Below are 25,747 nucleotides of genomic sequence, written 5' to 3' on the forward strand. Positions count from 1 at the left end.
ATGGGGGCCATCACCGTTGAGGCAGGCCGTTGTTGAGCTTCAGCTACTCAGAGTCCTGTACGTTATCCGGTGGCACGCACGCGAACCTCTGAGCCGCGCTCCACGAACTCTCCGGGGCCGGGGTCGAGACTGACGACTTCTAGCAGAGACCACAGCAACTCAGGGAACGTGGTTTTGGGCGAGAGTCCGAGGCTTTCGAGCTCAGCCATAGCGTCGCGCAAGTTCATGCCGATGACATCGGGCACCTCGATGGGTGCTGGCCCATCGGAAACAACGAGCACGACCGTGTCTCCTGGGCGCCAGTTGCCACCCCCACGCTCGTTCATGGAAATGACGGTGTCGCGGTCGACATCATCGCTGTATTCGCGTTCGGGTTCTGCGACTTCGAGACCCTTGTCACGCAAGACTTCTGCCGCTCGATCAAAGGTCATGCCGACGACATCGGGCATGGGGCCGAGCGAAACATACAGCTCAACAGTGTCGCCCTGGTATGCGCTGCAATCGCCGCCACACACGTACGTTTCTTCTGATCCTCGTGGTGTGATTTCTGCGTTAATGACTATGCCGTCATCTGCACCCGAGAAGAGTCGAAATGAATCCATCGACTCCACACCGTTCTCGGCCAGCCATGCCAGGGCAGCCTCTTCTGTCATGCCGTTGAGTCCGCTGAGATCGACTTCAGCGGGCCCGAGAGAGACAACCACATCGATACTCGTACCCTTATCGACGCGGCTACCTGCTTCCGGGTCGGTGCGAATAACCGCGCCTTCGGGCACTTCTAAAGAATGGGCGTCGAGTTGTTCGGCAGACAAGCCCTGGGCGCCCAAGACATCGCTTGCCTCAGCGAAGGTACTACCTGCAACATCCGGAACAGCAATGAGCGAGCCCGGGCCCGAACCAAACCACCAGCCGACCGTGGCAGCCATAGCAGCCAGTAGCAAGACGAGAGAGAGCAGCAGCCGGCCCCGAGCACGACGGCGCACACTCTTCTGACGCAGTACTGTTGCGTTGTCGCTGGGAGCCTCGAGCACAGCCGTAGGGGCTACCGGCATTGTGCCGGGGCTCGGTATGACCATGGTTGGGTCAGTAGTTTCAATTTGACCCGTGGGTGCACTCTTGGTTGTCGGGGGAGCCTGCGGTCGAATATCGAGGTCGCGTTCGATCTCGCGTAGCCGCGCAAGCATTGCCGCGGCATCATTCGGGCGTTCGTCGGGGGAGCGCTCGGTCGACCACAAAACGAGTTCGTCGAGCTGCTCGGGCACAGACGGGTTGCGTGTGCTCGGGCGAGGCACTGACTCCGTGGCGTGCTGAAAAGCAATTTGCATGGGCTGCTCGCCCTTATACGGCTGCTCGCCGGTGAGCATTTCGTACAGCATGATGCCCAGCGCATAGATGTCGCTGCGGGCATCGGCGGTGCCGCGCGTTACTAACTCAGGGGCCAAATAGGCGATCGTGCCCATCAGCTGCTGACCCGTTGCGGTGTTTGCGGTTGTGGCACGCGCCAAACCGAAGTCGCCAATCTTTATGCGACCGTCTTCGGCGAGGAGCACATTTTCGGGCTTCACATCGCGATGCACGATGCCTGCTCGATGCGCGGCAGCAAGACCTGAGAGAACGGCGTCCATTATCGACACCGTCTGCTCCACTGTGAGCCGACGCTGTTCGCGCAGGAGCTGTCGGAGAGTAATTCCCGGCAGATATTCCATGACGAGGTACGCGAGGTCAGAATCTTGGCCCTGGTCAAAAACGTTGACGACATGCGGATCGGCCAACCGTGCTGCGGCACGGGCCTCTTGAATGAAGCGACTCTGAAAAACGGAGTCGTCGCTCAGATGGCCATGCATAACCTTCAGCGCCACCCGGCGCTCAAGTCGAAGGTCGGTGGCGACATAGACGGTAGCCATACCGCCGCGGGCGATTCGAGCCCGCACGCGGTATCTGCCGTCGACAAGCCGCCCAATGAGGGGATCGGCTCTCTGGCTAGTCGTCACGTGTGAATTCTAGAGAATTGTGCTGCGTTCGCGCTGACCGGCTCGCCCCGCAGCAGAGAAACAGTGCCGAAAAGGCATGCTTATGTTGAGAACATGAGATAGTTGGCAGGTGGTAGAGCCGGAAAAGAATCAGTACCCGACCGAATGGTTGTCGATTCCTGACGTCGCAGAACTTCTCGACGAAACACCAGGACGAGTGCGGCGTCTGCTGACAGAGCAATATCTTGTTGCAACTCGCCGCACGGGAACTGTGACGATTCCATCGGTCTTTATTCGCGAAGGTCGCCCACTCGGGTCTCTGCGAGGAACACTCATTGCGCTTCGAGATGTCGGTCTCAGCGACGACGAATCGATTGACTGGCTCCTCAGCGTTGACGACACGATGGGTCGCGAGCCAATCGCGGCGCTCCTTGATGGCCACAAGAGCGAAGTGCGGCGGATAGCACGAACCCTGCTCTAACGGGCTGCAGCATGCGACTCCGGATGCTGTGACTAAGCGTGTCTACGCTGCGCGCTGTGTCGCCGCCGCCGCCAGCTGCTGCAAGTGGGCCGCTGCTGCATCCGGAAACGATGCCTCAGCAAGCGTGTGCTCGGCCTCGCTCGTATAGCGAGCGATGAGTTCTTCTACTCGGTCAAGCGCGCCCGTATCGGTGATGACATTTTGCATTGCTGCGATGTCGTCAGCCGTAAGGCCGGGGTCCCCTAAACGGTCATCGAGCCATTGGCGCTGTGCCATGCTGAGCCGATCACGCGTCCACGCGATAAGTAGTGTGCGTTTGCCCTCACGTAAATCGTCTCCGGAGGGTTTACCGGTTACTGACTGGTCGCCAAATACACCCAAAACATCGTCGCGCAGCTGAAAAGCGAGACCAAGCGGTTGTCCGAAGCGGCTGAGAGTTTCACGCTGCTCTGCCGAAGCGCCGGCAAGAGCTGCACCTATGCGCAGTGGCTGCTCGATGCTGTACCGTGCGGACTTCAGCGATATGACCCGGAGCGCCCGCTCGGCATGCACACTGTCGTCGTTCACGACCCACGCGTGTTCCTCAGCAATGTCAAGAAACTGGCCCGTTGTGACGTCTCGACGCATACGGGCATATTCGGCGCGAACTTCTCGCGCATATGCGCTCGTGGCCACTCCCTCTTCGAGGAGGTCGTCGCTCCATGCCACAAGAAGATCGCCCAGCAGTATCGCCGCAGAACGACCAAACGATGCTGCGTCTCCGTGCCAACCGGACTCTCGGTGCTCGCGTTCGAAGGCGCGGTGAGCAGCGGGGTGGCCGCGCCGCAGATCGGAGTTATCAATAAGATCGTCGTGTACGAGCGCGGCTGACTGAAATGTTTCTAGAGCAGCGCACACTGACCACAGGGCGGCCGTGTCGGTGTTGTTGTGCGTAAAGCATTGCCACCCGGCAACACAGAAGCGAGCGCGAAGACGTTTGCCTCCCGCGAGCATTCTCTCAGCGGCAGAAATAAAGCGTGCGGCATCCGGGCCATAAGCGCCCGTTTCTGCCCTCGCGGAGAGCACAAAATCGTCGAGACGCGCAGCCACTTCTTCGGTAACAGATAAGGTGTGTGGCACGCTTCTAGCCTAGCTACTCGATGCTGTGAGCGCGGCGGTGCATGTGCACGCCAGGCCGGGCAAGCTATTGGGCACAGAATGCTGGCCACTCTCAGAATAAACGGCGTAGAATGAAACACACGCCGACCGAAGGGAGGACGAATGCCACTCTCTGAACAGGAGCAACGTCTGCTCGAGGAGATGGAACGTCATCTCATGCGCAATGACACCGATGTTGTCAGTGCGCGCTCTGGTAATCGTACGCTCAGCTACCGCAACCTGGTCTACGGAGCGCTTTTGCTGCTTGTAGGACTGGGAGGGCTCATTGCTGGCGTCGCCGTCGGCAATACCATAGGGGTCGTGATCGGAGTGATCGCTTTTGCAGCCATGGTTGCTGGTGTCATGGTCGCTGTTGCCTCTGATGCGAAGCGCGATGACAGCGATAAAGTCGCAGGACACCCTACGTCGGGATCACCGTCTCGCGCCACATCGTCGGCCTCGTTTATGGACCGCATGAACGACCGTTGGGATCGCCGCCAGGACGGCGCCTAAGTAAAAACTTCTTTAGCAAGACCCGGATGCGCTGCATCCGGGTCTTTTTTGCTCCACTCTTCTCCACCACCCCGCCTCCGTTGAAATCATGCGGAAGTAGCGGGGTTTTTTCGTGCCCGTGATCGCAGCAACACGCGCAAGGCGTAGGAAAGTGGGGAGAAGTGGAGTAAAGTGGAGCGTACTTCACGGAGGCCGACCGCGAAGGGGGGAAAAGGCCGATGCTGTTGGGTACCCACTCACCGAAGCTCGACGACAAGGGTCGAGTCATTCTGCCCGCCAAATTTCGTGAAGATTTGGCCGGAGGAGTGGTGATCACCCGCGGCCAAGACCGCTGCCTCTACGTGTTCAGTTCGGCTGAGTTTGAAAGCGTGCACGAACGTATTCGTCAAGCACCTCTCAGCAACAAAGAAGCGCGAGCGTTCTTACGCATGTTTCTTTCCGGGGCAAGCGCAGAAATGCCCGACAGCCAAAATCGCATCACAATTCCTCCGCACCTACGCTCCTACGCCGGTCTCAACCGTGAGCTGGTGGTTACGGGAGTAGGAGCACACGCAGAAATCTGGGACGCATCCGCCTGGAATTCCTATGCAGAAAGTCACGAGGATGCATACGCAGAACTCGAGGAGGAGGTGATTCCGGGCTTGTTCTGATGCCGGTTGCGATTCCCAGCCGCTGCCGCCCCGACGCACTTCCCCGGCGCCGGGTCGACACGGAGGGGAATCGGAGCCGGTATCTCACCCACACACCATGGCACTATCAGACATTCACATTCCCGTTCTCAGGGACCGCTGTATTGAATTGCTTGCTCCGGCATTGCAGCATGACGGCGCCGTACTCATTGATGCCACTCTGGGTATGGGCGGGCACGCAGAGGCGTTCCTCGAGCGTTTCGCTCATATACAACTCGTCGGCCTCGACCGCGACACCGATGCGCTGCAGATCGCGCGCGAGCGACTCGCACGATTTAGTGACCGAACAAAATTTGTCCATACCGTGTACGACGCGATCGGCGACTATGCCCAGGGCGCCTCGGCCATTCTTTTCGACCTCGGTGTTTCTTCGTTGCAGTTAGACGAGGCGCACCGAGGGTTCGCTTATGCACAGGATGCGCCACTGGACATGCGCATGGATCAGACGCAGGGCATCACTGCAGCCGAGGTGCTAGCCACATACAGCGAAGGCAAGCTGCGCAGCATCTTTGAACGTTACGGCGAAGAAAAACTTGCAGGACGATACGCGCGGTTTATTGTCGCTGAGCGCCAAAAACAAGCCCTGGAACGCTCGAGCGATCTGGTTGACCTCATCGTGCGGGCAACGCCCGCGGCTGCGCAGCGGGCGGGGCACCCTGCAAAACGCGTATTTCAGGCATTACGTATTGAGGTCAATGCCGAACTGCGAGTGCTGGAACGGGCTATTCCTGCGGCGCTCGAGTCACTGGCCGTCGGCGGACGCATTGTTGTTATGGCCTATCAGTCCCTGGAAGACCGGCTGGTTAAGCGGGCCTTCTCATCAGCATCGCAATCGACGGCACCGGCGGGGCTACCGGTTGAGCTTCCTGAACACGCGCCGCAGTTTCGTTTGCTGACACGCAAAGCAGAACTGGCCTCTGACGACGAGCGCGCGGTGAACCCGCGCGCGATTCCCGTGCGGCTCCGAGCCGCTGAACGACTGCGCTCCGCGACAAAGGGGGAAATCGCATGAGCCTTGCAACGACAAACACTCCGTTACGGTCGAGAAACCAACCGGAAACACCACCGCACTTACGAGCACTGGACGCACCGCGCAGTAAACGTCGGCCGCGCTTGGCTTACGCAGCTGTCGCTTTGGTGGGCGCGGCCGTCATTGCACTGATACAAATCGTGCTGTCGATCGCAATCACACAAGACTCTTTCCGGGTTGCCGAACTCACTCAGCAGAACCGTGAGCTCACGTGGCAGGCGCAGGCGGCATCCGAAGCAATCGCAGGCTCCAGTTCTCCTCAGCAGCTCGCACTGCGTGCCGCAGAACTGGGCATGGTTGTTGATGGTTCGCCCAGCTACATTCGCCTGAGTGACGGCGCCGTCATTGGCGCTGGCACCGAGGCGCAGGGTGTTTCTTCTGTGAATCCCGACCGTGCAGGCGGGATTCCCAACGCGCTGCTGCTTCCAACCTCCGGCGCGGCAACAGAAGATACAGCCGATAACGATGTAAAACCAGAAGAAGCTTCGGGGCCTGCAGAACCACAACTGCCACCAGCTGCGGAAGGCCTGCCAAGCCCCGCAACGCGCTAGCAACAGCGTGACAAGACAGCGAATCGGCGGCTCATGAGAGAGGAGACCCATGGCTATAACGTCAGAGAAGAGCCCGCGACGACGCACAACGATGGCGTTGGCCGTTCTCCTCGCGGTCATCGCCGGTTTTGTTTTTCGGCTCGTTGATATCCAGGTTGTGAACGCCGATGCTCACATCGAAGAATCACACAACCTCGGGCAACTGGGGGAGTCGCGGGAAATTGCTGGTGCTCGCGGCAGCATCGTCGACACCGATGGCGAAGTACTTGCTCAGGGAACAGTCGTATACGACGCGCAACTCGACCCACTGACGATATTTGAACTAGAAGACGACGAGCTTCGACCACCGCCCATGCCGTGGGAAGAAGCGTCCGCCGCAATTGCGAGCGTGACGGGACAGAAGCCCGAAGACGTGCGTCGCGTCGTTGATGATGCCCGCGAAGAGAATCCTTCAAGCCAATATGCAGAATTAAAGAAGGGACTCAGCACAGAACAGTTTCTTCAGCTGCGAGAACTGGGCCTACCTTATCTGGCGCTTATTCCGCGCAGCATCCGGGTGTATCCCAATGGAGCTGTTGCCGGAAACATCCTAGGTTTTCTCAGTTCTGATGGCGACGCCTTAGCCGGACTAGAAATGAAAGAGAACGAGTGTCTGGCGCCCGAAAACGGCCGAGAGTCATTTTTGCGTGGACAAGACGGCGTTGTGATTCCCGGCAGCCATCAGGTGAAAGAAGCCGTTGACGGCGGCACGCTCACACTCACGATCGACCTCGAACTGCAGTGGTATATGCAGCAGATGATTGCCGAAGAAGTGGCGACTCAAAATGCGCTCAGCGGCACCGTGTTTGTTGTCGAAGTCGATAGCGGAAAGGTGCGTGCTGCCGCCGAATTCCCCGCGGTGGACCCCAATGATCCGGGGGCATCGGATGCCGGTGATCGTGGATCTCGGCTCTTTACGACCACGTTCGAACCGGGGTCAACCTTTAAGGCGATCACCGCGGCGGCCATCATGGAGAAGGGCGGAGCCACCGCACTGTCGACGGTCACTGCTGCGAGCCACGAGATGTTTCCGAACGGTGCCGAGGTCAACGATGCCTTCCCGCATCCGGAATACGAATACACTCTCGCTGGTGCCCTGATCGACTCATCAAACGTTGCGCTGTCGAAGTTTGGTGACATGGTTTCCCCCCAGGTGCGCTACGACTACCTCGTGAAGTTTGGGGTAGGAGAAGAAACGAGCCTGCAGTTTCCTGGCGAAGAGCCGGGCGTGATCCACCCGGTTGACGACTGGGACTCGCAGTCGCGTTACACCACGACCTTTGGTCAGTACTACACGGTAACCGTGCCGCAGGCCGTGAGCGCGTACCAGGCGATTGCCAATGACGGCGTCAAACTGCCGCTGACCCTGGTGGAATCGTGCACTACGGCCGCGGGCGACGAGATTGTGCCCGAATCAGCCGATCCCGAACGTGTGATCAAGAAGAAGACAGCGCAAGAACTCTCGCGCATGATCGAAAATGTGGCAACACAGGGCGGCCTTGCCGACGACATTGCGATCCCCGGCTACCGGGTGGCAGCAAAAACCGGAACCGCAGAAAAGCCCGACCTCGTGAACGGCGGATATAAAGGCGGCGTATATTTCACCAGCATGCTTGGCTACGCGCCCGTCGATAATCCCCAATACGTCGTGATGGTGACGCTTGATGAGCCCACTAGGGTAACCTCGTCTGCGGCGACTGCACCGGCTTTTCATAAGGCTATGACGCAGGTGCTCAAGAGTTTCCGAGTGATGCCCTCCTCTATCCCGATGGAAGAGCCGCTTCCTAAATACCGCTGATCGGTGCCGCGCACCGAAAGGAAATTAATGCTGTCATGATCGCACTTCGTCTGGCTGAGATTGCTCACTGTGTGGGGGGTGAGCTCGTTCTCGCCGCCGATCACACACGAGAAACTGTTGTCGACGGACCGGTCGAAACCGATTCTCGCGAGATCGTCTCCGGCGGCATTTTCGTGGCTAAGCCGGGTGAAGAAACCGACGGGCACCGCTTTGTCGGCGCGGCGTATAGCAACGGTGCCGTACTGGCACTGGTAGAGCGCCGTGTGGACACACCTGTTTCGCAAATTATTGTTCCGGATGCGGTTGCCGCTCTTGCCGCCCTCGCCCGCGAGGTGGTCGCTCGTGTGCGAGCAGCGGGAACACTGCGCATTGTCGGTATTACCGGATCGAACGGTAAGACGAGCACGAAGAATTTTATTGCAAGAATTCTGTCGGCCTCGGCAGAAACTGTTGCGCCCATTGCTTCGTATAACAACGAGGTTGGGGCGCCCCACACGATGCTGCGCATCACGCACGACACACAGTTCTTGGTGTGTGAGTTTGGGGCGAGCGCAGCGGGCGAGATCGCATTTTTGGCGGGCCTGGTTGAGCCGGATGTCGTTGTTGAGCTGATGGTGGGGCTTGCCCATGCCGGCGGGTTCGGCAGTATCGAGGCGACCGCACGGGCTAAGGCCGAGCTGATTACTGCTGCGAGTGCATCCGGCGTCGCCGTTCTTAATGTTGACGACCCGCGTGTGTGGGCTATGCGCGAGCAGGCTCAGGCACGCGGCATGACCGTGATCGGTTTTGGTCAGGGAGAAAACGCGCATGTGCGTGCTGCCGAGATAGAGGTTTCCGCGTCTGGAACCACCTGCAACGTGCATACTGATGACGGCGTTTATGCCCTGCGACTACGGGTGCTGGGTGCACATCACGTGTACAACGCTCTCGCGGCGATCACTGCGACGGCAGCGCTGGGTGTTTCGTATGCGGATGCAGTCACGGTGCTCGAAACGATCGATATTGCTGAGCGCTGGCGTATGCAACCGCTGGGCAATGATGATGTGCGCATTATTAACGATGCGTACAATGCGAGCCCCGACTCTATGGCTGCCGCGCTGCGTACTCTCGCGCAGATCAGCTCGTCCACGGAACGCACCGTTGCTGTATTGGGTGCCATGAGCGAACTCGGCGAAAATGCAGGCGAAGAGCACGATCGCATCGGCTTGCTGGCGGTGCGTCTGAATATCAAGCGCATTGTTGTTGTCGGATCGGATGCTCGCCGCCTGTTTCTGTCGGCGATCGGAGAGGGCTCATGGGACGGCGAAGCTGTATTTTTCCCGGATGCCGAAGAGGCATTCACGTACCTGCGTTCTGAACTGCGTGCGGGCGACCGTGTTCTGGTCAAATCATCGAATTCTGCCGGGCTTCGGATGCTCGGTGATCGTCTGGGAGAATTGTTCACGTGAGGTCTCTTCTTACCGCCGCTGCAATTTCTCTGGCGTTTACTCTCTTTTTGACACCGGTCTTTTTGCGTCTCTTCCGTCGCTGGGGCTGGGGCCAGGTTATTCGCACGCCCGAGGCGATTGAGAACCCGAGCCATCACGCCAAGCGCGGTACGCCGACCATGGGCGGCACGATATTTATTGTCGGGGCACTCGTCGGCTATTTTGTGGGCGCGTATACGGGCGGTAGTTATCCGACGGTGTCGGGCCTGCTCGTGATCTGGATGATGGTTGGCTTCGGCATCGTCGGCTTTATCGACGACTTTATGAAGGTGCGCAGCCAGCGCAGCCTCGGCCTTTCGGGCTGGCGCAAGGTTATCGGGCAGATCCTAGTGATTGTGCCGTTTGGGGTCGTTGCACTGCTCGCAAAAGACGAGTGGGGCCTTACCCCCGCGAGCCCTGCGGTATCACTGTTTCGAGATATTCCGATGCTGCAGTTCTTCTTACTCGGGCCCATTATTGGCTGGCTGCTGTACATGCTGTGGCTGTCACTCATCGGAATTGCCACCTCGAACAGTGTCAACCTCACCGATGGCCTCGACGGACTTGCGGCGGGCTCAGGAATTTTTGTGATCGGCGGTTATAGCCTCATCAGTTTCTGGCAGTTTAAGCAGGCCTGCGTGGGCTCTGGCCCCTCGGATGCTGTGGTGAGTGCGTGCTACACGGTATCTAATCCCTTTGACTTGGCGGTGATCTCGGCATCATTTGTCGGGGCGCTGGTTGGGTTCCTCTGGTGGAACGCCCCGAAAGCCGCCGTGTTTATGGGTGACGTAGGCTCGATGGCTATCGGTGGTGTGGTTGCCGCTATGGCTATTTTGACGCGCACCGAACTGTTGCTCATCGTGATCGCCGGTGTCTTCGTGCTGTCGTCGGGTTCGGTCATCCTGCAGCGCCTATATTTCAAGCTCACGCGCGGTAATCGGCTGTTTCTTATGAGTCCGTTTCATCACCATCTTGAGATGAGAGGGTGGGCAGAGGTGACCATCGTGGTCAGGCTCTGGATTATTGCGGGGATGCTCGCAGTCAGTGCGATCGGGTTGTTCTACGTAGAGTGGCTTACTCTCGCATGAACACGCGTTTAGACGAACTGACCAGCTGGCACGCAGCATGGCGTGGTCTCAAGGTTGCTGTGTTGGGACTGTCAGTAACCGGCTTTTCGGTTGCTGACACGCTGACAGAGCTGGGCGCCGACGTTTATGTATTCAGCGAGGGAGCATCCTCTGAGCATCGCACGCTGATACCTGTAATTGGCGCGCGTCTGCTGATAGGGCCGCTAGAACAGGCTCCCGAAGAACTGGTGGCGTTTAGCCCGGACGTGGTTGTGGCATCGCCCGGGTTTTCACCGCAGCATCCGGTTATTCGTTGGGTTCGTGAAGAGTCGGATGCCGCACTGTGGGGCGATATCGAACTTGCGTGGCGCGTGCGAGACAAAGTGGTGCGGAATGATGGCTCGGCCGCCGACTGGGTATTTATTACCGGCACGAACGGTAAGACAACAACGACACAGTTGACGGCCACCATGATGGTCGAGGGGGGCCTGCGTGCAGCACCCTGCGGCAACATTGGTGTGCCTGTGCTGGATGCGGTGCGCGACCCCGCCGGTTTTGATGCGCTTGTCATCGAAGTCTCGAGCCATCAGCTGTGGTATTTACAGCAGAGCACGAGCGCGGAGGCCATCACACCCTACGCGAGTGTGTGCCTCAACCTGGCCGACGACCACCTGGTGTGGCATGGTTCTCGTGACGCCTACCGTGACGCCAAAGCCATCGTGTATCGCGGCACACGCGTAGCCTGTGTGTATAACAAATCGGATGCCGCGACCATGGCCATGGTCGAAGAAGCCGATGTCGTTGAGGGCGCGCGTGCCATTGGCTTTGGACTGGGGGTTCCTGGCCCGAGCGACCTGGGAATCGTGGATGACATTGTTGTTGATCGCGCTTTTCTCGATGACCGCCGCACGTCGGCCCTTGAACTGACAACTGTGACCGCGCTGCACGAAGCAGGCTTGGCCGCACCGCACATGGTGAGCAACATTCTTGCTGCAGCCGCACTGGCGCGCTCACTTCATGTGGCGCCCGCTGCCATTGCGAAGGCTGTGGCTTCGTTCCGGCTTGATTCGCACCGGATTGAGATCGTCGCCACGCACGAAGGCGTTGTGTGGGTCGATGACTCGAAAGCCACGAACCCGCACGCGGCGCGGTCGTCGTTGCAGGCGTTCCCTGACGCTATCTGGGTGGTAGGGGGCGATCTGAAGGGTATTGACCTTGATCCGCTCATCGCCGATATCGGGGGTCGGGTGCGTGCCACCGTCGTTATTGGAACAGAACGATCGACTATTACCGCGGCATTCCGCCGACACGCGCCACAGGTACCCCTGTACGAGGTAGAGCCCGGTCACACTGAAGAAGTCATGGTCCGGGTCGTCGAACTGGCGGCCGAGATTGCACGTGCAGGGGACACCGTGCTGTTGGCCCCCGCAGCGGCTTCCTTCGACCAGTTCACGAGCTACGAGGATCGCGGCCGCCGCTTCGCCGAGGCGGTGCAGGATTGGATTAGCGGGGAGAGCAGCCGTGGCACAGACACACACGAAGCCTGATTCTTCGCGCCACGGACTAGCTGCTCGTGTGTCGCTGGGCACAATCTTTACGCCTGTTCCCTCCGAGTTTCTTGTTATTGCATCGACAGCGCTACTGCTGACTATTTTTGGGCTCGTCATGGTGCTTTCCGCTACGAGCGCGGAGGGTGTAGAGCATGGGCAGGGCCCGTATGCGATCTTCGCTCGCCAGGCAATTTTTGCGCTCCTCGGCGTTCCCCTCATGTTTATTGCCAGTCGTATGCCGGTGGCATTCTGGAAACGTATTGCCTGGCCGGCGCTGGGTGTCTCGATCGTTTTGCAGTTGCTCGTGTTTGTGCCCGGTCTCGGTGTAGAAAATGACGGCAACCGTAACTGGATTCACATTGCAGGTCAAAACCTACAGCCGTCGGAGTTTATGAAGCTCACCCTGGCCCTGTGGGCAGGTGCTGTTCTCGCGCGCAAGCAAAACCTACTGAGGCTGTGGAAACACGTCATGATCCCGATTGTTCCGGGAACAGCATTGGTGATCGGAACAGTGTTGGCCGGTAAAGACCTGGGTACCGCCATGATTCTGTTTCTGGTGTTTTTGGGGGCGCTGTTCTTCTCTAATGTGCGCCTCCGGCTGTTTGTGCTTCCGGTGCTGCTGTCGGTAGCGGCAGTCGTTATTCTCGCGATCACGAGCCCGCACCGGATGTCGCAGATTACAGCCGTGCTCGCCCCGGACGACGACGCATGCTATTTTCACGGCTGCTGGCAGCAGCTGCACGGAATTTGGGGCATGGCCTCGGGCGGAATCTTTGGGGTCGGTCTTGGCAATTCACAAGAGAAATACGGCTGGCTACCGGCCGCGGCCAATGATTATATTTTTGCGATTGTGGGCGAAGAGCTGGGACTCATCGGTTGCATTGTGGTGTTGGCGCTGTTTGCTCTCTTCGCTGTCGGAGCTTTTCATGTCGTACGCCGCACCGATGACCCCTTTGTTCGTATCGTTACCGGCGCCATCGTTGTTTGGGTCATGGGGCAGTCACTCATCAACATCGGCGTTGTTCTCCGTATCGTGCCCGTCTTAGGTGTGCCCCTTCCTTTCATGTCTCAGGGCGGAACAGCACTGTTATCGATACTCTTTGCCACCGGAGTTCTGCTTTCTTTTGCGCGCAGTCTTCCCGCGGCCTCACGCGATAGAGTCACTGAGTGACTACGTATCTTCTTGCCGGCGGTGGTACGGCAGGCCACGTTAACCCGCTGCTCGCTGTTGCCGATGGTCTACGCTCTCGAGATCCGGAAGCAGAAGTGCTCGTGCTCGGCACCCGCGAAGGTTTAGAAGCACGACTGGTGCCGCAGCGCGGATATGAGTTGCTGTTCATTCCACGGCTTCCTTTTCCTCGTCGACCCAACCGTGCCGCGGTGGCATTTCCTGCGCGCTACCGCAAAGCCGTGCAGAGTGTGCGCGATATTCTGCGTGAACGCCGGGTCGATGCCGTCGTCGGTTTCGGCGGTTATGCGTCGGCTCCGGCTTACACGGCTGCAAAGAAAGAGAAAATTCCTTTTATCGTGCACGAGGCCAATGCTCGGCCGGGGTTAGCGAATGTGTTGGGGGCACGGCGGGCGGCTGCGGTCGGTGTTGCTTTTCCCGACACCCCACTGAAGGGTGCGCAACTGGTGGGCATGCCGTTGCGGCACGAGATTGTTGACGGGAACCGAGCTACGCTGCGCGAAGAAGCACTAGCAGAGTTTGGTTTGTCGTCCGACAAGCCGGTGCTGCTAGTTTTTGGTGGCTCTCTGGGGGCGCGGCAGATTAATACGGCAGTACGCGGAGCATGGCGCGACATTCTCGACATCGGCTGGCAGGTGCTCCACGTCTGTGGTGAACGAGACGAGATTACTGATCCGGGGCACGATGGGTACGTGATCCGGCCCTATATCGACCGGATGGATCGGGCGTTCGCTGTTGCTGATATGGCTCTGTGTCGTTCGGGCGCCGCGACGGTCAGTGAGCTTAGTGCTCTGGGAATTCCCGCCATTTACGTACCGTATGCCGTAGGTAACGGCGAGCAGCGCCTGAATGCGGCGTCCGCCGTGGCAGCCGGAGCAGCAATACTGGAAGATGACAGCAGTTTTACGGCCGAGCGAATCCGTCAGAGCGTCATTCCTTTGCTCGCCGACAGTGCGGCGCGAGAACGAATGGCAAGCGCAGCACAGCGCGTAGGCTCGCGGCGCGGAACCGAGAATCTTATTGCTCTGGTGGATGACGCCTTAGCCGGGGCATCCGGAGAATAAAGGCTTCGATGCGCAGCGTGCGAATTAGGATGAATACGACATGATCAGACCTGACCTTTCTCTTCCCATTCCCGAGACCATCGACTGCGCCCATTTCATCGGGATCGGTGGATCGGGAATGAGCGGCTTAGCGCGTATCTTTCTCGACGCCGGAATTCCGGTTTCGGGATCAGACCGCGACGACAGCACGACACTGCGTGAACTTGCCCAGCGTGGTGCACGCGTGCACGTGGGCCACGATGCCGCTCATCTGGGTGAGGCTGACACCGTTATTCACACGGGGGCGATCTGGCCAGAAAATCCCGAGTATGTCACGGCGAAGCAGCGTGGTTTGCAAGTTATTCACCGTTCGCAAGCGCTGCACTGGCTGATCGGTCAGCGCCGTTTGGTGTCAGTGGCCGGTGCGCACGGTAAGACCACCTCGACCGGAATGCTTGTTACCGGGTTGCACGAGCTGGGGGCGTCACCGAGCTTTGTCAGTGGTGGAGTGATCGAACAGTCGGGCGTGTCGAGCGCCACCGGCAACGATGACCTATTTGTTGTTGAGGCCGATGAGTCCGACGGCACCTTTTTGCTGTACAACACAGCAATTGCCCTGATCACCAATGTTGATGCCGATCATCTCGACTTTTTTGGCACGGAAGAAGCGTTCTTCGATGCTTTTGTGCGCTTTGGAAACGAGGCGAGCGAAGCCGTTGTCATTTCGATCGATGACCCGGGAGCACAGCGGGTCTACAGGGCGCTGCAGCATCCGAATGTCCTGACTTTCGGAGCCGATGAGGCAGCTGATCTGCGCATCAGCGAATTGAGTGCCGTGGCTCCCGCCTCGTGTACCGTCACATATCGCGGGCAGAGCGCACGCGTACAGTTGGCCGTGCCGGGTGTGCATAATGTTGTCAACGCGGTGGGTGCTATCGGTGTTCTTCTTGCTCTTGGATATGAGCTTCCGGATGCTGCGGCTGCCATGGCCGCGTTCGCCGGTACCGTTCGTCGCTTTGAGCTGCACGGTGTGGAGCGCGGTGTGAGCGTGTATGACGATTATGCGCACCACCCCACTGAGGTGCGTGCGGCTCTCGAAGCTGCCCGGGGGGTTGTGGGTTCTGGGCGCATTATTGCGATTCAACAGCCGCACACATATTCGCGAACGCAGCATATGTATCAAGAGTTTGCTGAGGTTTTAGAGGAGTGCGCCGACCACACAGTGATGCTCGACGTTTATGGCGCGCGGGAAGATCCGGTGCCCGGTGTCACCGGCGAGCTGGTGAGCGGCGCTTTCCGTGACCCCTCCGCTGTGCACTTTGTTGCCGACTGGCAAGAGGCTGCCGACTACACCGCATCGGTAGCGCGAGAGAATGATTTTGTTATCACTCTGGGCTGCGGCAACGTGTACCTCATCATTCCGCAGGTACTCGAAGCATTGAAGGCTTCTGCTCAGGGGTAAGTGAGTTATGCGTCGTCCGTCGCCGATACCCTCGTCGCCCCGGCGGCCCGAGGTTGAGCCGCATCCGGAGCCGGTTCTAGCGAATACTCGCTCGCTGCTGCCTGTTTCGCACCGTGGTGGCGACGCTGCGGATGATGCCGTGGCGCAGGATGATCAACCGACGGTTCCGGTAGCACCGATTCTGCCGCTGACCTCGGCGTCGCATGAGGGTAGCGCGGCACATCATTCTTCTTCGGCACCGGATGCCGAAAGCCAGCAGCCGCTGCCGGGCGACGACGTCACTCATGGCAGTGGTGACGAACCCGCCGATCGTGCCGCTGTTGGCACGTGGGATGTCTGGAAGGCGGCACGCGCGCGGCGACGAGCATTGCGGGCAGAGATCCGGCGATTCACCCATCGTGCCCGGCGTCGTCGTCGGATGATACTCGCTTGGTTGGGTGCCGCCGTGGTGGTGGCGGTGACAAGTTTTGCCGTGGCATACAGTCCGCTGTTCGCGGTAGACACGATTACCGTCACGGGTGTGCAACAGCTTGATCCCGCGACGATTGAGAGCGCATTGGAGCAGCAGCGTGGTCGCCCGTTAGCGCTTGTCGACAGCGGCGAAGTGAAGGCGGCGCTCGTTGCCTTTCCGCTTATTGAGACGTACACGCTGGAAGCGCATCCTCCGCATGAACTGATGGTGAAGATTGTTGAGCGCACACCGGTTGGTGTCGTGGCAACGGATGCGGGCTTTACCGTTATTGATGCGGCTGGAGTGGCGCTTTCTACTTCGGAGCAGCGCCCTGAAGGGCACGCGCTGCTCACGATCGAGGGCGGGATCGGTACGCGTGCCTTTGTTTCAGCCGGAAACGTTGTGCGGTCGCTGCCGGAATCGATCGCTGCGCGGTTGGTTGAGGTTGCAGCATCGTCGGTGGACGACGTCACGCTGACCCTGGACGACAGGACGCAGGTGGTGTGGGGGAGTGCGCACGAGTCGGTGCGTAAAGGCATCGCGCTGGAGAGAACCATGCAGGCGCATCCCAACGCCGATGTCTACGATGTCTCTTCTCCGCAGGCTGTTGTTGTGCGCTGAGAGCGCCGACGCCGAATTATTGACGATATCTGTGCGACACGCGCAGATCATTGCTGATTGTGTGGGCTGTGCCGCATACGTTCGAAGCGAGAGAAAACAATACCGGAAAATACTTTATACCTCAAGTAGAGGTTGAAGGTTTTCTTTAAGGCTCGACATCGGAGGCCGGAATGAGCCATAACCAGAATTACCTCGCCGTCATTAAAGTGGTCGGCGTGGGCGGCGGCGGCGTCAACGCCGTCAACCGCATGATCGACCTGGGCTTGCGCGGCGTTGAATTTATTGCCGTCAACACCGACGCCCAAGCCCTACTCATGAGCGACGCTGACGTTAAACTTGACGTTGGGCGTGAACTCACTCGAGGACTGGGAGCCGGTGCCGACCCCGAAGTGGGACGACGCGCTGCAGAAGACCATGCCGAAGAGATCGAGCAGGCACTGACCGGAGCCGACATGGTGTTCGTCACCGCCGGCGAAGGCGGTGGCACCGGAACAGGCGGTGCGCCGGTTGTCGCCCGCATCGCGAAATCAATTGGCGCCCTCACGATTGGTGTTGTCACCAAGCCCTTCTCGTTTGAAGGACGCCGACGTCAAAGCCAGGCAGAGGCCGGAGTTGCCAAGCTGAAGGAAGAGGTCGATACGCTCATCGTCGTACCGAATGACCGACTTCTCGAGATCAGCGACCGCGGAATCTCGATGATTGAAGCCTTTGCTACGGCAGACCAGGTTCTCCTGGCCGGTGTGCAGGGCATCACCGATCTGATTACGACCCCCGGGCTCATCAACCTTGACTTTGCCGACGTCAAGTCCGTGATGCAGGGGGCCGGCTCGGCGCTCATGGGAATTGGTTCTGCCCGCGGTGCCGACCGTGCCATTAAGGCCGCGGAATTGGCGGTGGAATCACCGCTTCTGGAAGCCAGTATCGAAGGTGCCCACGGCGTGCTGCTCTCTATCCAGGGCGGATCGAACCTGGGTATCTACGAGATCAACGATGCCGCGCAGCTGGTGAAAGAAGCAGCGCACCCTGAAGCGAACATTATCTTCGGAACAGTCATCGATGACACGCTCGGCGACGAAGTGCGCGTTACTGTGATTGCGGCAGGGTTCGACGGCGGGGAGCCCACCGCGCGGCTCGACCCGGTTATCGTTTCGCGACCGGCGTCGACTCCATCGGCGAGCGACGATGAGAACTCTACGAAGAAAACCGGTGACGAGGAGCAGCCAGCACGCAGTGACGAGTCCACCGTGACTCCTATTGTTGCTGCCACAACACTCGAGCCGTCTTTTGATGAAGACGACATCGATATTCCTGAATTCCTCAAGTGACCGTGTCTCAAGCCTCTGACAGCACGGATCTCTCCGCACGGCTCGCGGCGGTCGATGAGTCGATCGCCGCGGCCGCGCGCCGTGCTGGCCGTGATCCATCCAGCATCACGCGCATTGTTGTGACCAAATTCCATCCGGCTTCACTCATTCGTGAGCTGCACTCCTGTGGTGTGCGCGATGTAGGAGAAAACAGGCAGCAAGAGCTCAGCGCAAAGACCGCCGAGACGGCTGATCTTGGTGAGCTCCGGTGGCACTTTGTCGGCCAAGCACAAACCAAAAAAGCACGCGCCATCAGGCAGTCTGCTGCCGTTGTGCATTCGGTAGACCGAGAACGACTGGCCGATGCCTTCGAACGCGTAGCGGACGACGACCGGTTGCTCGATGTGCTCATGCAGGTCAACCTCACCGACGACGAGGGTCGCGGCGGAGTGAACCCCGATGGCATTGAGTCGCTGGCTGAGCACATTGCTGGTTTGAGCACCCTGCGCCTGCGCGGGATCATGGCCGTGGCACCACTAGACGAAGAGCCGGCCCGGGCATTTGCCCGTTTGCACGGCATGGCGCAACAGCTTCTTACGGTGGTGCCGGATGCTGATTGGATCTCGGCCGGGATGACCGCTGACTTTGTTGAGGCGATTAACGCGGGTGCGACACACCTTCGAATCGGTTCAGCAATCACAGGATCACGCCCTGACCGGGGTTAACCTCGACATACACATACCCCTCACGAATCCGGAGGAGACGATGGGGAACCCGCTGAAAAAGACCATGGTGTACTTGGGCCTCGCTGACGAAGAAGAGGTCTACGAAGACGAGGTCGCACAGGCCCCTGCCGTTCGCCAGCACCGTGACGACACCGCTAAATCCGCACCGGCTCCGGTCACACCACTTCGTCGACCGCAGGCCGTACGACAGCCTGCGGCAGGTGCGGTCAACGAAATTCTTACCGTTCACCCCAAGCAGTATCGAGACGCTCAAACGATTGCCGAGAGTTTTCGCGAGGGGATTCCCGTCATCATCAACCTTTCGCAGATGAGTGATGCTGATGCGCGGCGGCTCATCGACTTTGCCAGCGGACTCTCGCTGGGGCTCTACGGTCGAATCGAGCGAGTAACGAGCAAAGTATTTTTGCTGTCGCCAGAGAGCGTTGAAGTGTCTGGGCAGGGTGGTATTGCTACCGCTGATCCAGAATCCGGCTTCACGCAGCCCTGACACGTGCACCCCGTGTCGCTGATCGCAGCGATTGCTAACTTTGCGCTGCTGATTTATTTCATGTTGCTGCTCGTCCGGCTTGTGTTCGGCTATATCCCACTGTTCCAGCGTGGATGGCGTCCTCGCGGAGCAATGCTTGTGGTTGGCGAAATTGTTTATACGTTGACCGACCCGCCCATTAAGTTCTTTCGACGCTTCATTCGCCCCATGCGGGTTGGCGATGCATTGCTTGACTTTAGTTTTACCGTCGTCATGATTCTCGTGCTGATACTCATGTCGATCACCCGTAGCCTGATTTAGTTTCCTTCCGTATGCCCAACCTGGGTGTTGCCTGGAGCACTATTGCAGCTGCAGGAGACTATGCTTACTTTCAAGATGCCGACCCCGGGTTGGAGCATCTTCCACCGGCCGAAGAGAACTCACCGAAAGAGGAGCCACCATGGCACTGACCCCGGATGACGTCGTCACCAAACAGTTCCAGCATGTTCGTTTTAAAGATGGATTCGACCCCGATGAGGTTGATGACTTTCTTGACGAAATCGTTGTCGAGTGGCGCAAAGTCATTGAAGAAAACACTGAACTGAAGGCACGGCTCGCAGCCTTTGAGTCAGGGGAGCAGCGTCACGCAGCACCGGCTGCGACGCCGACTCCGGCCCCGCAGCCGCTGACACCCACCGCTCCTGTACTGCAGAACGCTGGTTTGCAGAACGCTGGACAGCAGAACGCTGGACCCGCCGCTACCGCAGGCATTCTGGAGCTGGCTCAGCGTCTTCACGACGAGCACGTTGCTGAAGGCCAGGCTCAGCGTGATCAGATCGTGGCAGAGGCTCGCAACCAGGCAACAAAGATCGTTGCTGAGGCAGAGAACAAGTACCGTGAAGACACTGCCCGTCTCGAGCGTGAGCGTACCCAGCTCGAGGGTCGTATTTCTGAGCTGCGCGACTTTGAGCGTAGCTACCGTGGCCAATTGCGTAGCTACATTGAAACCCAGCTGCGTGATCTCGACAGCCAGGGAGCAGTAACACCAGAAACACCCGTTTCGGCAATCGGGCTCTGAGGCCCTCTTTGCCGGGGCGTTCTCCGCTTCGCCGATCGGCGGCCGGTACCATCATTGCGGTTTTCGCAGCGATCGTGCTGGTCGCCGATCAGTGTGTGAAGCATGCGACCATTACTTTCCTTCCACCACAAGAGGTCGTTCCCGTGTGGGGACGGGTATTTCAGCTCTATTACGTTCGTAACTCCGGTGCAGCATTCTCCATCGGGTCGGAAATAACGTGGTTGTTCACTCTTGCTCTCGCGGCCGTTGCGATCATTATTATCTGGAAGTCGCTCGCCGTACGATCACGGCTATGGGCCGTTGTCTTGGGCGTGCTGCTCGGCGGCGTTCTCGGAAACCTCACAGATCGACTGTTTCGGCAGCCAGGCTTCGGTGTCGGTCATGTCGTCGATATGCTTTCTTTGCCGTGGCTGATGCCAGCGATATTTAACGTTGCCGACATCTTTATCGTCACCGGAATGATCAGTGTCGCGCTCATGATCATCCTCGGCCTGCAACTTGACGGCACGCGCGCTCATCATGAGTCTGAGGCCTCTGCGGAGCATCCGGAGTAGAAAGTATGCAGTCGCGTTCTCTCATGGTGCCCGATGGCTTGGAAGGCATGCGGGTCGATGCTGGTCTATCGAAACTTCTCGGCTTTTCTCGTACCTTTGCCGCAGAGATCGCGGCATCCGGCGGAGTGATGCAAGACGGCGTCACGCTCAGTAAATCGGATCGATTGCACGCGGGCGCCTGGCTCGATGTTGAATGGAAACCACGCGAAGAGCCCCGCGTTGTGCCGCTCGCGGTTCCCGACCTGGGAATCATCTATGACGACGACCATATCGTTGTGATTGACAAACCTACGGGGGTTGCTGCCCACCCATCCGTCGGATGGGACGGACCCACCGTTGTTGGTGCGCTATCTGCCGCAGGTTTTCGTATTGCCACCAGCGGGGCACCCGAGCGCCAAGGAATAGTCCACCGCCTCGATGTCGGTACCAGCGGACTCATGGTCGTCGCGAAAACCGAGCGTGCATACACACACCTCAAGCGCGCGTTCAAAGAGCGGACGGTCGAAAAGATCTACCACGCCGTCGTTCAGGGGCATCCGGACCCGCTCGTAGGAACCATCGACGCACCCATCGGCCGACACCCCAATCACTCATGGAAATTTGCCGTCGTGCCGGAGGGCAAAGAGTCGGTCACACACTACGAGACGCTCGAAGCCTTTCGCGGCGCCTCCCTGCTCGAGATCCACCTCGAGACTGGCCGCACCCATCAAATTCGCGTGCACATGGCAGCACATCGCCATCCCTGCGTTGGTGACCCGCTCTATGGGGCCGACCCCACTATGGCAAAAAGACTCGGGCTTGCTCGCCAGTGGTTACACGCGCGCGGGCTCGGATTCCAGCATCCGGGAACAGGGGAGTGGGTGCAGTTTTCTTCGCCATATCCCGCTGACTTTGACCACGCACTAGCTGTTCTGCGCGACACGCCGGATGCTGGTGTCGCCAGCCCCGGGTAGGCTCGAAGGCGTGGCATCTGACTCTTTCGTACACCTGCACGTGCACAGCGAGTATTCGATGCTGGACGGCGCCGCCCGCATCGGATCCCTCATCCAAGAGGCGGTGAAACAAGACATGCCGGCCGTGGCCGTGACCGACCACGGCAACACCTTCGCCGCCTTCGAGTTCTACCGCGCAGCCAAAGACGCAGGTATCAAACCGATCATCGGAATCGAAGCGTACGTCACTCCGGGAACACACCGCAGCGATAAAACACGCGTGCGCTGGGGAAGCGCAGAACAACAGCGCGACGATGTATCTGGTTCGGGTGCATACACGCACATGACACTTCTCAGCGAAACAACCGAGGGCATGCACAACCTGTTTCGGCTCTCATCGCTGTCGAGCATGGAGGGCTACTACTTTAAGCCCCGCATGGACCGAGAACTGCTGCAGCGATATGCGAAAGGTCTTATTGCCACGACGGGCTGCCCCTCCGGTGAAATTCAAACGCGCCTGCGCCTCGGGCAATATGACGCTGCCCGTGCCGCAGCTGCCGAATTTCAAGACATCTTTGGTAAAGAAAACTATTTTCTCGAACTGATGGATCACGGGCTCTCTATTGAGCGACGTGTTCGCGAGGACCTCATGCGAATCGCACAGGATCTCGATATTCCACCGGTAGCCACCAACGACCTGCACTACACTCACCAGCACGACGCAAAAAGTCATGCAGCGCTCCTGTGTGTGCAATCAGGGTCCACTCTCGATGACCCGAACCGGTTCAAATTTGACGGAGACGGTTACTACGTCAAGTCAGCCGCAGAAATGCGGCAGGTCTTTAAAGACCTGCCGGAATCGTGCGACAACACACTACTCATTGCTGAGCGCTGCAACGTCGAGTTCAACACGAGCGCCAACTACATGCCTCGTTTTCCGGTTCCGGAGGGCGAGACCGAAGAGAGCTGGTTCATTAAAGAGGTCGAGAGAGGCCTTCATGACCGCTATCCCGCAGGAATCCCTGACGATGTGCGTCAGCAGGCGGAATACGAAACATCTGTCATTACTCAGATGGGTTTCCCCGGCTACTTTTTGGTCGTGGCGGACTTCATTAACTGGGCCAAAGATAATGGCATCCGGGTAGGGCCGGGGCGCGGTTCCGGAGCCGGGTCAATGGCCGCGTACGCCATGAAAATCACCGACCTCGATCCACTCCAGCACGGCCTAATTTTTGAGCGCTTCCTGAACCCTGATCGCGTTTCGATGCCCGACTTCGACGTCGACTTCGACGACCGTCGCCGCGGCGAAGTGATTCAGTACGTGACCGAAAAATACGGTGATGAGCGTGTGGCCCAGATCGTCACCTACGGAACCATCAAAGCAAAGCAGGCGCTGAAAGACGCCGGACGCGTGCTCGGCTTCCCCTTCAGTATGGGGGAGCGGCTGACAAAAGCTATGCCCCCGGCCGTGATGGGCAAGGACATGCCCCTGGATGGGATGTATGACACCAAGCATCCGCGCTATAAAGAAGCCAGCGAATTCCGTGCACTTATTGACTCGGACCCCGAAGCAAAAACGGTTTTTGATACGGCTATAGGTCTAGAAAACCTTAAACGCCAGTGGGGTGTGCATGCCGCCGGCGTCATCATGTCTTCGCACCCACTGATCGACATCATTCCGATCATGCGGCGTGAACAAGACGGCCAAATCGTCACACAGTTCGATTATCCAGCGTGTGAGACTCTCGGCCTCATCAAGATGGACTTCTTAGGTCTGCGTAACCTCACCATTATTGATGACGCCCTCGACAACATCGAGATGAACCGCGGCACCAAACTGGTGCTCGAAGACCTCGACCTCGATGACCGCGCATCGTATGACCTTCTCGCTCGCGGCGATACACTCGGCGTCTTTCAGCTGGACGGCGGGCCAATGCGCAGCCTGCTCCGGCTCATGAAGCCCGACAACTTCGAAGACATTTCCGCCGTACTGGCGCTTTATCGGCCAGGCCCCATGGGCGTCAACTCGCACATCAACTACGCCCTACGCAAAAACGGGCAACAAGAAATTACGCCCATTCACCCCGAGCTCGAAGAGCCGCTGCGAGAAATTCTCGACGGCACCTACGGTCTTATCGTTTACCAGGAGCAGGTAATGGCCGCGGCACAGAAGCTTGCGGGATTCACGCTCGGGCAGGCCGATATTTTGCGCCGTGCCATGGGTAAAAAGAAAAAAAGTGAACTCGATAAACAGCAGGCCGACTTCTTTGCCGGAATGACGGCAAACGGATACTCCGCCAAAGCGCAAGAGGCACTATGGCATGTTTTGGAATCATTTGCCGATTATGCCTTCAACAAAGCGCATACAGCCGCGTACGGATTGATTTCGTACTGGACGGCATACTTGAAGGCGCACTATCCGGCCGAGTACATGGCAGCGCTGCTGACAAGCGTCGGTGATTCCAAAGACAAGCTCGCGGTATACCTCAACGAGTGTCGCCGGATGGGGATTAAAGTTTTGCCCCCCGATGTCACCGCATCCATCAACTTTTTCACAGCCGTAGGTGAAGATATTAGATTTGGCCTCGGAGCCGTTCGTAATGTCGGGTCGAACGTGGTGGAAGGCATCGTTAGTGCGCGACGAGAGAAAGGTGAGTTCACCTCATTTCACGACTTTCTCTCGAAGGTGCCGATCCACGTCGCGAACAAACGTACGGTCGAATCGCTGATCAAAGCCGGTGCTTTCGACACACTCGGAAACACTCGTCGAGCGCTGCTCGAGATCCACGAAGACGCAACCGAGGCCGCCGTGCTCGACAAGCGTCGAGAAGCACAGGGTGAAGTCGGCTTTGATTTTGACAGTCTGTGGGACGAACCGCAACAGGATCAAAAGGTGCCGGAGCGCCCGGAATGGACAAAGAAAGACAAGCTGGCGTTTGAACGCGAAATGCTGGGACTCTACGTCTCTGACCATCCGCTTGCTGGCCTCGAAGTGCCTCTGGCCAAGCATGCGTCCATCAGCATTCATGATCTTCTGCAATCGGAAGACTTACAAGACGGTGATCAGGTGACCGTTGCGGGGCTAGTGACCAGCGCGCAGCACCGCGTTGCGAAAACGAGCGGTAACCCCTACGGCATGGTGACAGTCGAAGACTTTAACGGCGAAGTGACCGTCATGTTCATGGGAAAAACTTATACGGAGTTTCAACACATCCTGCAGCAAGACAGTATTCTTGCGGTGCGAGGCAGGGTGTCGCGGCGTGACGACGGCCTTAACCTGCATGCACAATCAGCCTTCACGCCCGATATCGGAGCGTTTGATGCGGCGGGTCCGCTTTCTTTGGTCATGCCTGAACAACGAGCGACCGAGCAAGTTATGCACGATCTTGCGGACGTACTGCGTCGGCACGCAGGAGAAACCGAAGTGACGCTGAAGGTTCATCGAGGATCCACGGCAAAAATATTTGACGTTCCCATGGCCGTCAACGTTTCTGCCGACCTCTTTGGCGACCTAAAATCACTCCTGGGTCCGCAGTGTCTCGGCTAGTTGACAGACCACAAAAAACTAGCTCGATAAGATCATGGGGCGCCCCAGGTGCCCACATCGAAA

The 25,747-nt window shown here is 58.6% G+C and carries 23 protein-coding genes; 21 read left to right on the forward strand and 2 right to left on the reverse strand.

The features are described 5' to 3' along the window. Positions 1–62: 62 nt before the first annotated feature. Entirely contained in the window at positions 63–1,991 is a 1,929-nt protein-coding gene (pknB, locus tag ACQUSW_RS00435; protein WP_428930324.1) for a Stk1 family PASTA domain-containing Ser/Thr kinase, read from the reverse strand. Positions 1,992–2,100: 109 nt separating this feature from the next. On the opposite strand from pknB, the gene ACQUSW_RS00440 reads away from it, so the two are divergent. Next, positions 2,101–2,451: an Rv2175c family DNA-binding protein gene (locus ACQUSW_RS00440; protein WP_428930325.1), complete on the forward strand. Its 351-nt coding sequence runs from the start codon at positions 2,101–2,103 to the stop codon at positions 2,449–2,451. Between the two features lie 42 nt (positions 2,452–2,493). On the opposite strand, the gene ACQUSW_RS00445 is transcribed toward ACQUSW_RS00440, so the two are convergent. After that, complete coding sequence (locus tag ACQUSW_RS00445; protein WP_428930326.1) at positions 2,494–3,570, reverse strand: polyprenyl synthetase family protein; 1,077 nt, start codon at positions 3,568–3,570, stop codon at positions 2,494–2,496. A gap of 141 nt (positions 3,571–3,711) precedes the next feature. On the opposite strand from ACQUSW_RS00445, the gene ACQUSW_RS00450 reads away from it, so the two are divergent. The 20 genes from ACQUSW_RS00450 to dnaE all read left to right on the forward strand — a co-directional run bounded on the left by ACQUSW_RS00450 (position 3,712) and on the right by dnaE (position 25,684). Next, positions 3,712–4,101, forward strand: coding sequence for an SCO2097 family morphological protein (locus ACQUSW_RS00450; protein WP_428930327.1), 390 nt, complete (start codon positions 3,712–3,714; stop codon positions 4,099–4,101). A gap of 218 nt (positions 4,102–4,319) precedes the next feature. Beyond that, entirely contained in the window at positions 4,320–4,751 is a 432-nt protein-coding gene (gene mraZ / locus ACQUSW_RS00455) for a division/cell wall cluster transcriptional repressor MraZ (RefSeq protein WP_428930328.1), read from the forward strand. A gap of 97 nt (positions 4,752–4,848) precedes the next feature. Further along, on the forward strand, positions 4,849–5,802 hold the full coding sequence (gene rsmH, locus ACQUSW_RS00460) for a 16S rRNA (cytosine(1402)-N(4))-methyltransferase RsmH (RefSeq protein WP_428930329.1): 954 nt from the start codon (positions 4,849–4,851) through the stop codon (positions 5,800–5,802). Between the two features lie 101 nt (positions 5,803–5,903). Next, a complete protein-coding gene (gene ftsL / locus ACQUSW_RS00465) occupies positions 5,904–6,371 on the forward strand; it encodes a cell division protein FtsL (RefSeq protein ID WP_428930330.1) in 468 nt (155 codons plus the stop codon). A 49-nt stretch (positions 6,372–6,420) separates the two neighbouring features. Next, positions 6,421–8,208, forward strand: coding sequence for a peptidoglycan D,D-transpeptidase FtsI family protein (locus tag ACQUSW_RS00470; RefSeq protein ID WP_428930331.1), 1,788 nt, complete (start codon positions 6,421–6,423; stop codon positions 8,206–8,208). Positions 8,209–8,243: 35 nt separating this feature from the next. Continuing rightward, positions 8,244–9,656 carry a UDP-N-acetylmuramoyl-tripeptide--D-alanyl-D-alanine ligase gene (locus tag ACQUSW_RS00475; protein WP_428930332.1) on the forward strand — a complete coding sequence of 471 codons (1,413 nt, stop codon included), beginning with the start codon at positions 8,244–8,246 and terminating at the stop codon, positions 9,654–9,656. Continuing rightward, on the forward strand, positions 9,653–10,762 hold the full coding sequence (mraY, locus tag ACQUSW_RS00480; RefSeq protein ID WP_428930333.1) for a phospho-N-acetylmuramoyl-pentapeptide-transferase: 1,110 nt from the start codon (positions 9,653–9,655) through the stop codon (positions 10,760–10,762). The genes ACQUSW_RS00475 and mraY overlap by 4 nt, the downstream gene beginning before the upstream one ends. Then, positions 10,759–12,288 (forward strand): UDP-N-acetylmuramoyl-L-alanine--D-glutamate ligase, encoded by a 1,530-nt coding sequence (murD, locus tag ACQUSW_RS00485; RefSeq protein ID WP_428930334.1) that lies wholly within the window; start codon positions 10,759–10,761, stop codon positions 12,286–12,288. Before mraY ends, murD begins: the two co-directional genes overlap by 4 nt. Next, on the forward strand, positions 12,263–13,462 hold the full coding sequence (gene ftsW / locus ACQUSW_RS00490; RefSeq protein ID WP_428930335.1) for a putative lipid II flippase FtsW: 1,200 nt from the start codon (positions 12,263–12,265) through the stop codon (positions 13,460–13,462). Before murD ends, ftsW begins: the two co-directional genes overlap by 26 nt. Then, the gene (murG, locus tag ACQUSW_RS00495) at positions 13,459–14,544 is read left to right on the forward strand and encodes an undecaprenyldiphospho-muramoylpentapeptide beta-N-acetylglucosaminyltransferase (RefSeq protein WP_428930336.1); all 1,086 of its coding nucleotides are present in this window, start codon (positions 13,459–13,461) and stop codon (positions 14,542–14,544) included. The genes ftsW and murG overlap by 4 nt, the downstream gene beginning before the upstream one ends. A gap of 40 nt (positions 14,545–14,584) precedes the next feature. Next, positions 14,585–15,985, forward strand: coding sequence for a UDP-N-acetylmuramate--L-alanine ligase (gene murC / locus ACQUSW_RS00500; RefSeq protein WP_428930337.1), 1,401 nt, complete (start codon positions 14,585–14,587; stop codon positions 15,983–15,985). A 7-nt stretch (positions 15,986–15,992) separates the two neighbouring features. Beyond that, on the forward strand, positions 15,993–17,057 hold the full coding sequence (locus ACQUSW_RS00505) for a cell division protein FtsQ/DivIB (RefSeq protein ID WP_428930338.1): 1,065 nt from the start codon (positions 15,993–15,995) through the stop codon (positions 17,055–17,057). A gap of 170 nt (positions 17,058–17,227) precedes the next feature. Further along, the gene (ftsZ, locus tag ACQUSW_RS00510) at positions 17,228–18,382 is read left to right on the forward strand and encodes a cell division protein FtsZ (protein ID WP_428930339.1); all 1,155 of its coding nucleotides are present in this window, start codon (positions 17,228–17,230) and stop codon (positions 18,380–18,382) included. A 2-nt stretch (positions 18,383–18,384) separates the two neighbouring features. Next, positions 18,385–19,086, forward strand: coding sequence for a YggS family pyridoxal phosphate-dependent enzyme (locus ACQUSW_RS00515; RefSeq protein WP_428930340.1), 702 nt, complete (start codon positions 18,385–18,387; stop codon positions 19,084–19,086). Positions 19,087–19,126: 40 nt separating this feature from the next. Further along, on the forward strand, positions 19,127–19,594 hold the full coding sequence (locus tag ACQUSW_RS00520; protein ID WP_428930341.1) for a cell division protein SepF: 468 nt from the start codon (positions 19,127–19,129) through the stop codon (positions 19,592–19,594). 12 nt (positions 19,595–19,606) lie between these two features. Further along, positions 19,607–19,894 (forward strand): YggT family protein, encoded by a 288-nt coding sequence (locus ACQUSW_RS00525; protein ID WP_428930342.1) that lies wholly within the window; start codon positions 19,607–19,609, stop codon positions 19,892–19,894. A gap of 139 nt (positions 19,895–20,033) precedes the next feature. Beyond that, entirely contained in the window at positions 20,034–20,651 is a 618-nt protein-coding gene (locus tag ACQUSW_RS00530) for a DivIVA domain-containing protein (RefSeq protein WP_428930343.1), read from the forward strand. A gap of 8 nt (positions 20,652–20,659) precedes the next feature. Beyond that, positions 20,660–21,205 (forward strand): signal peptidase II, encoded by a 546-nt coding sequence (gene lspA / locus ACQUSW_RS00535; RefSeq protein WP_428930344.1) that lies wholly within the window; start codon positions 20,660–20,662, stop codon positions 21,203–21,205. 5 nt (positions 21,206–21,210) lie between these two features. Next, entirely contained in the window at positions 21,211–22,158 is a 948-nt protein-coding gene (locus ACQUSW_RS00540) for an RluA family pseudouridine synthase (RefSeq protein WP_428930345.1), read from the forward strand. Continuing rightward, entirely contained in the window at positions 22,133–25,684 is a 3,552-nt protein-coding gene (gene dnaE, locus ACQUSW_RS00545; protein ID WP_428930346.1) for a DNA polymerase III subunit alpha, read from the forward strand. Before ACQUSW_RS00540 ends, dnaE begins: the two co-directional genes overlap by 26 nt. The last annotated feature ends 63 nt before the right edge of the window (positions 25,685–25,747 follow it).

Origin of the sequence: Microbacterium luticellae, from assembly GCF_050408645.1 — a bacterium.
Classification (GTDB): domain Bacteria; phylum Actinomycetota; class Actinomycetes; order Actinomycetales; family Microbacteriaceae; genus Microbacterium.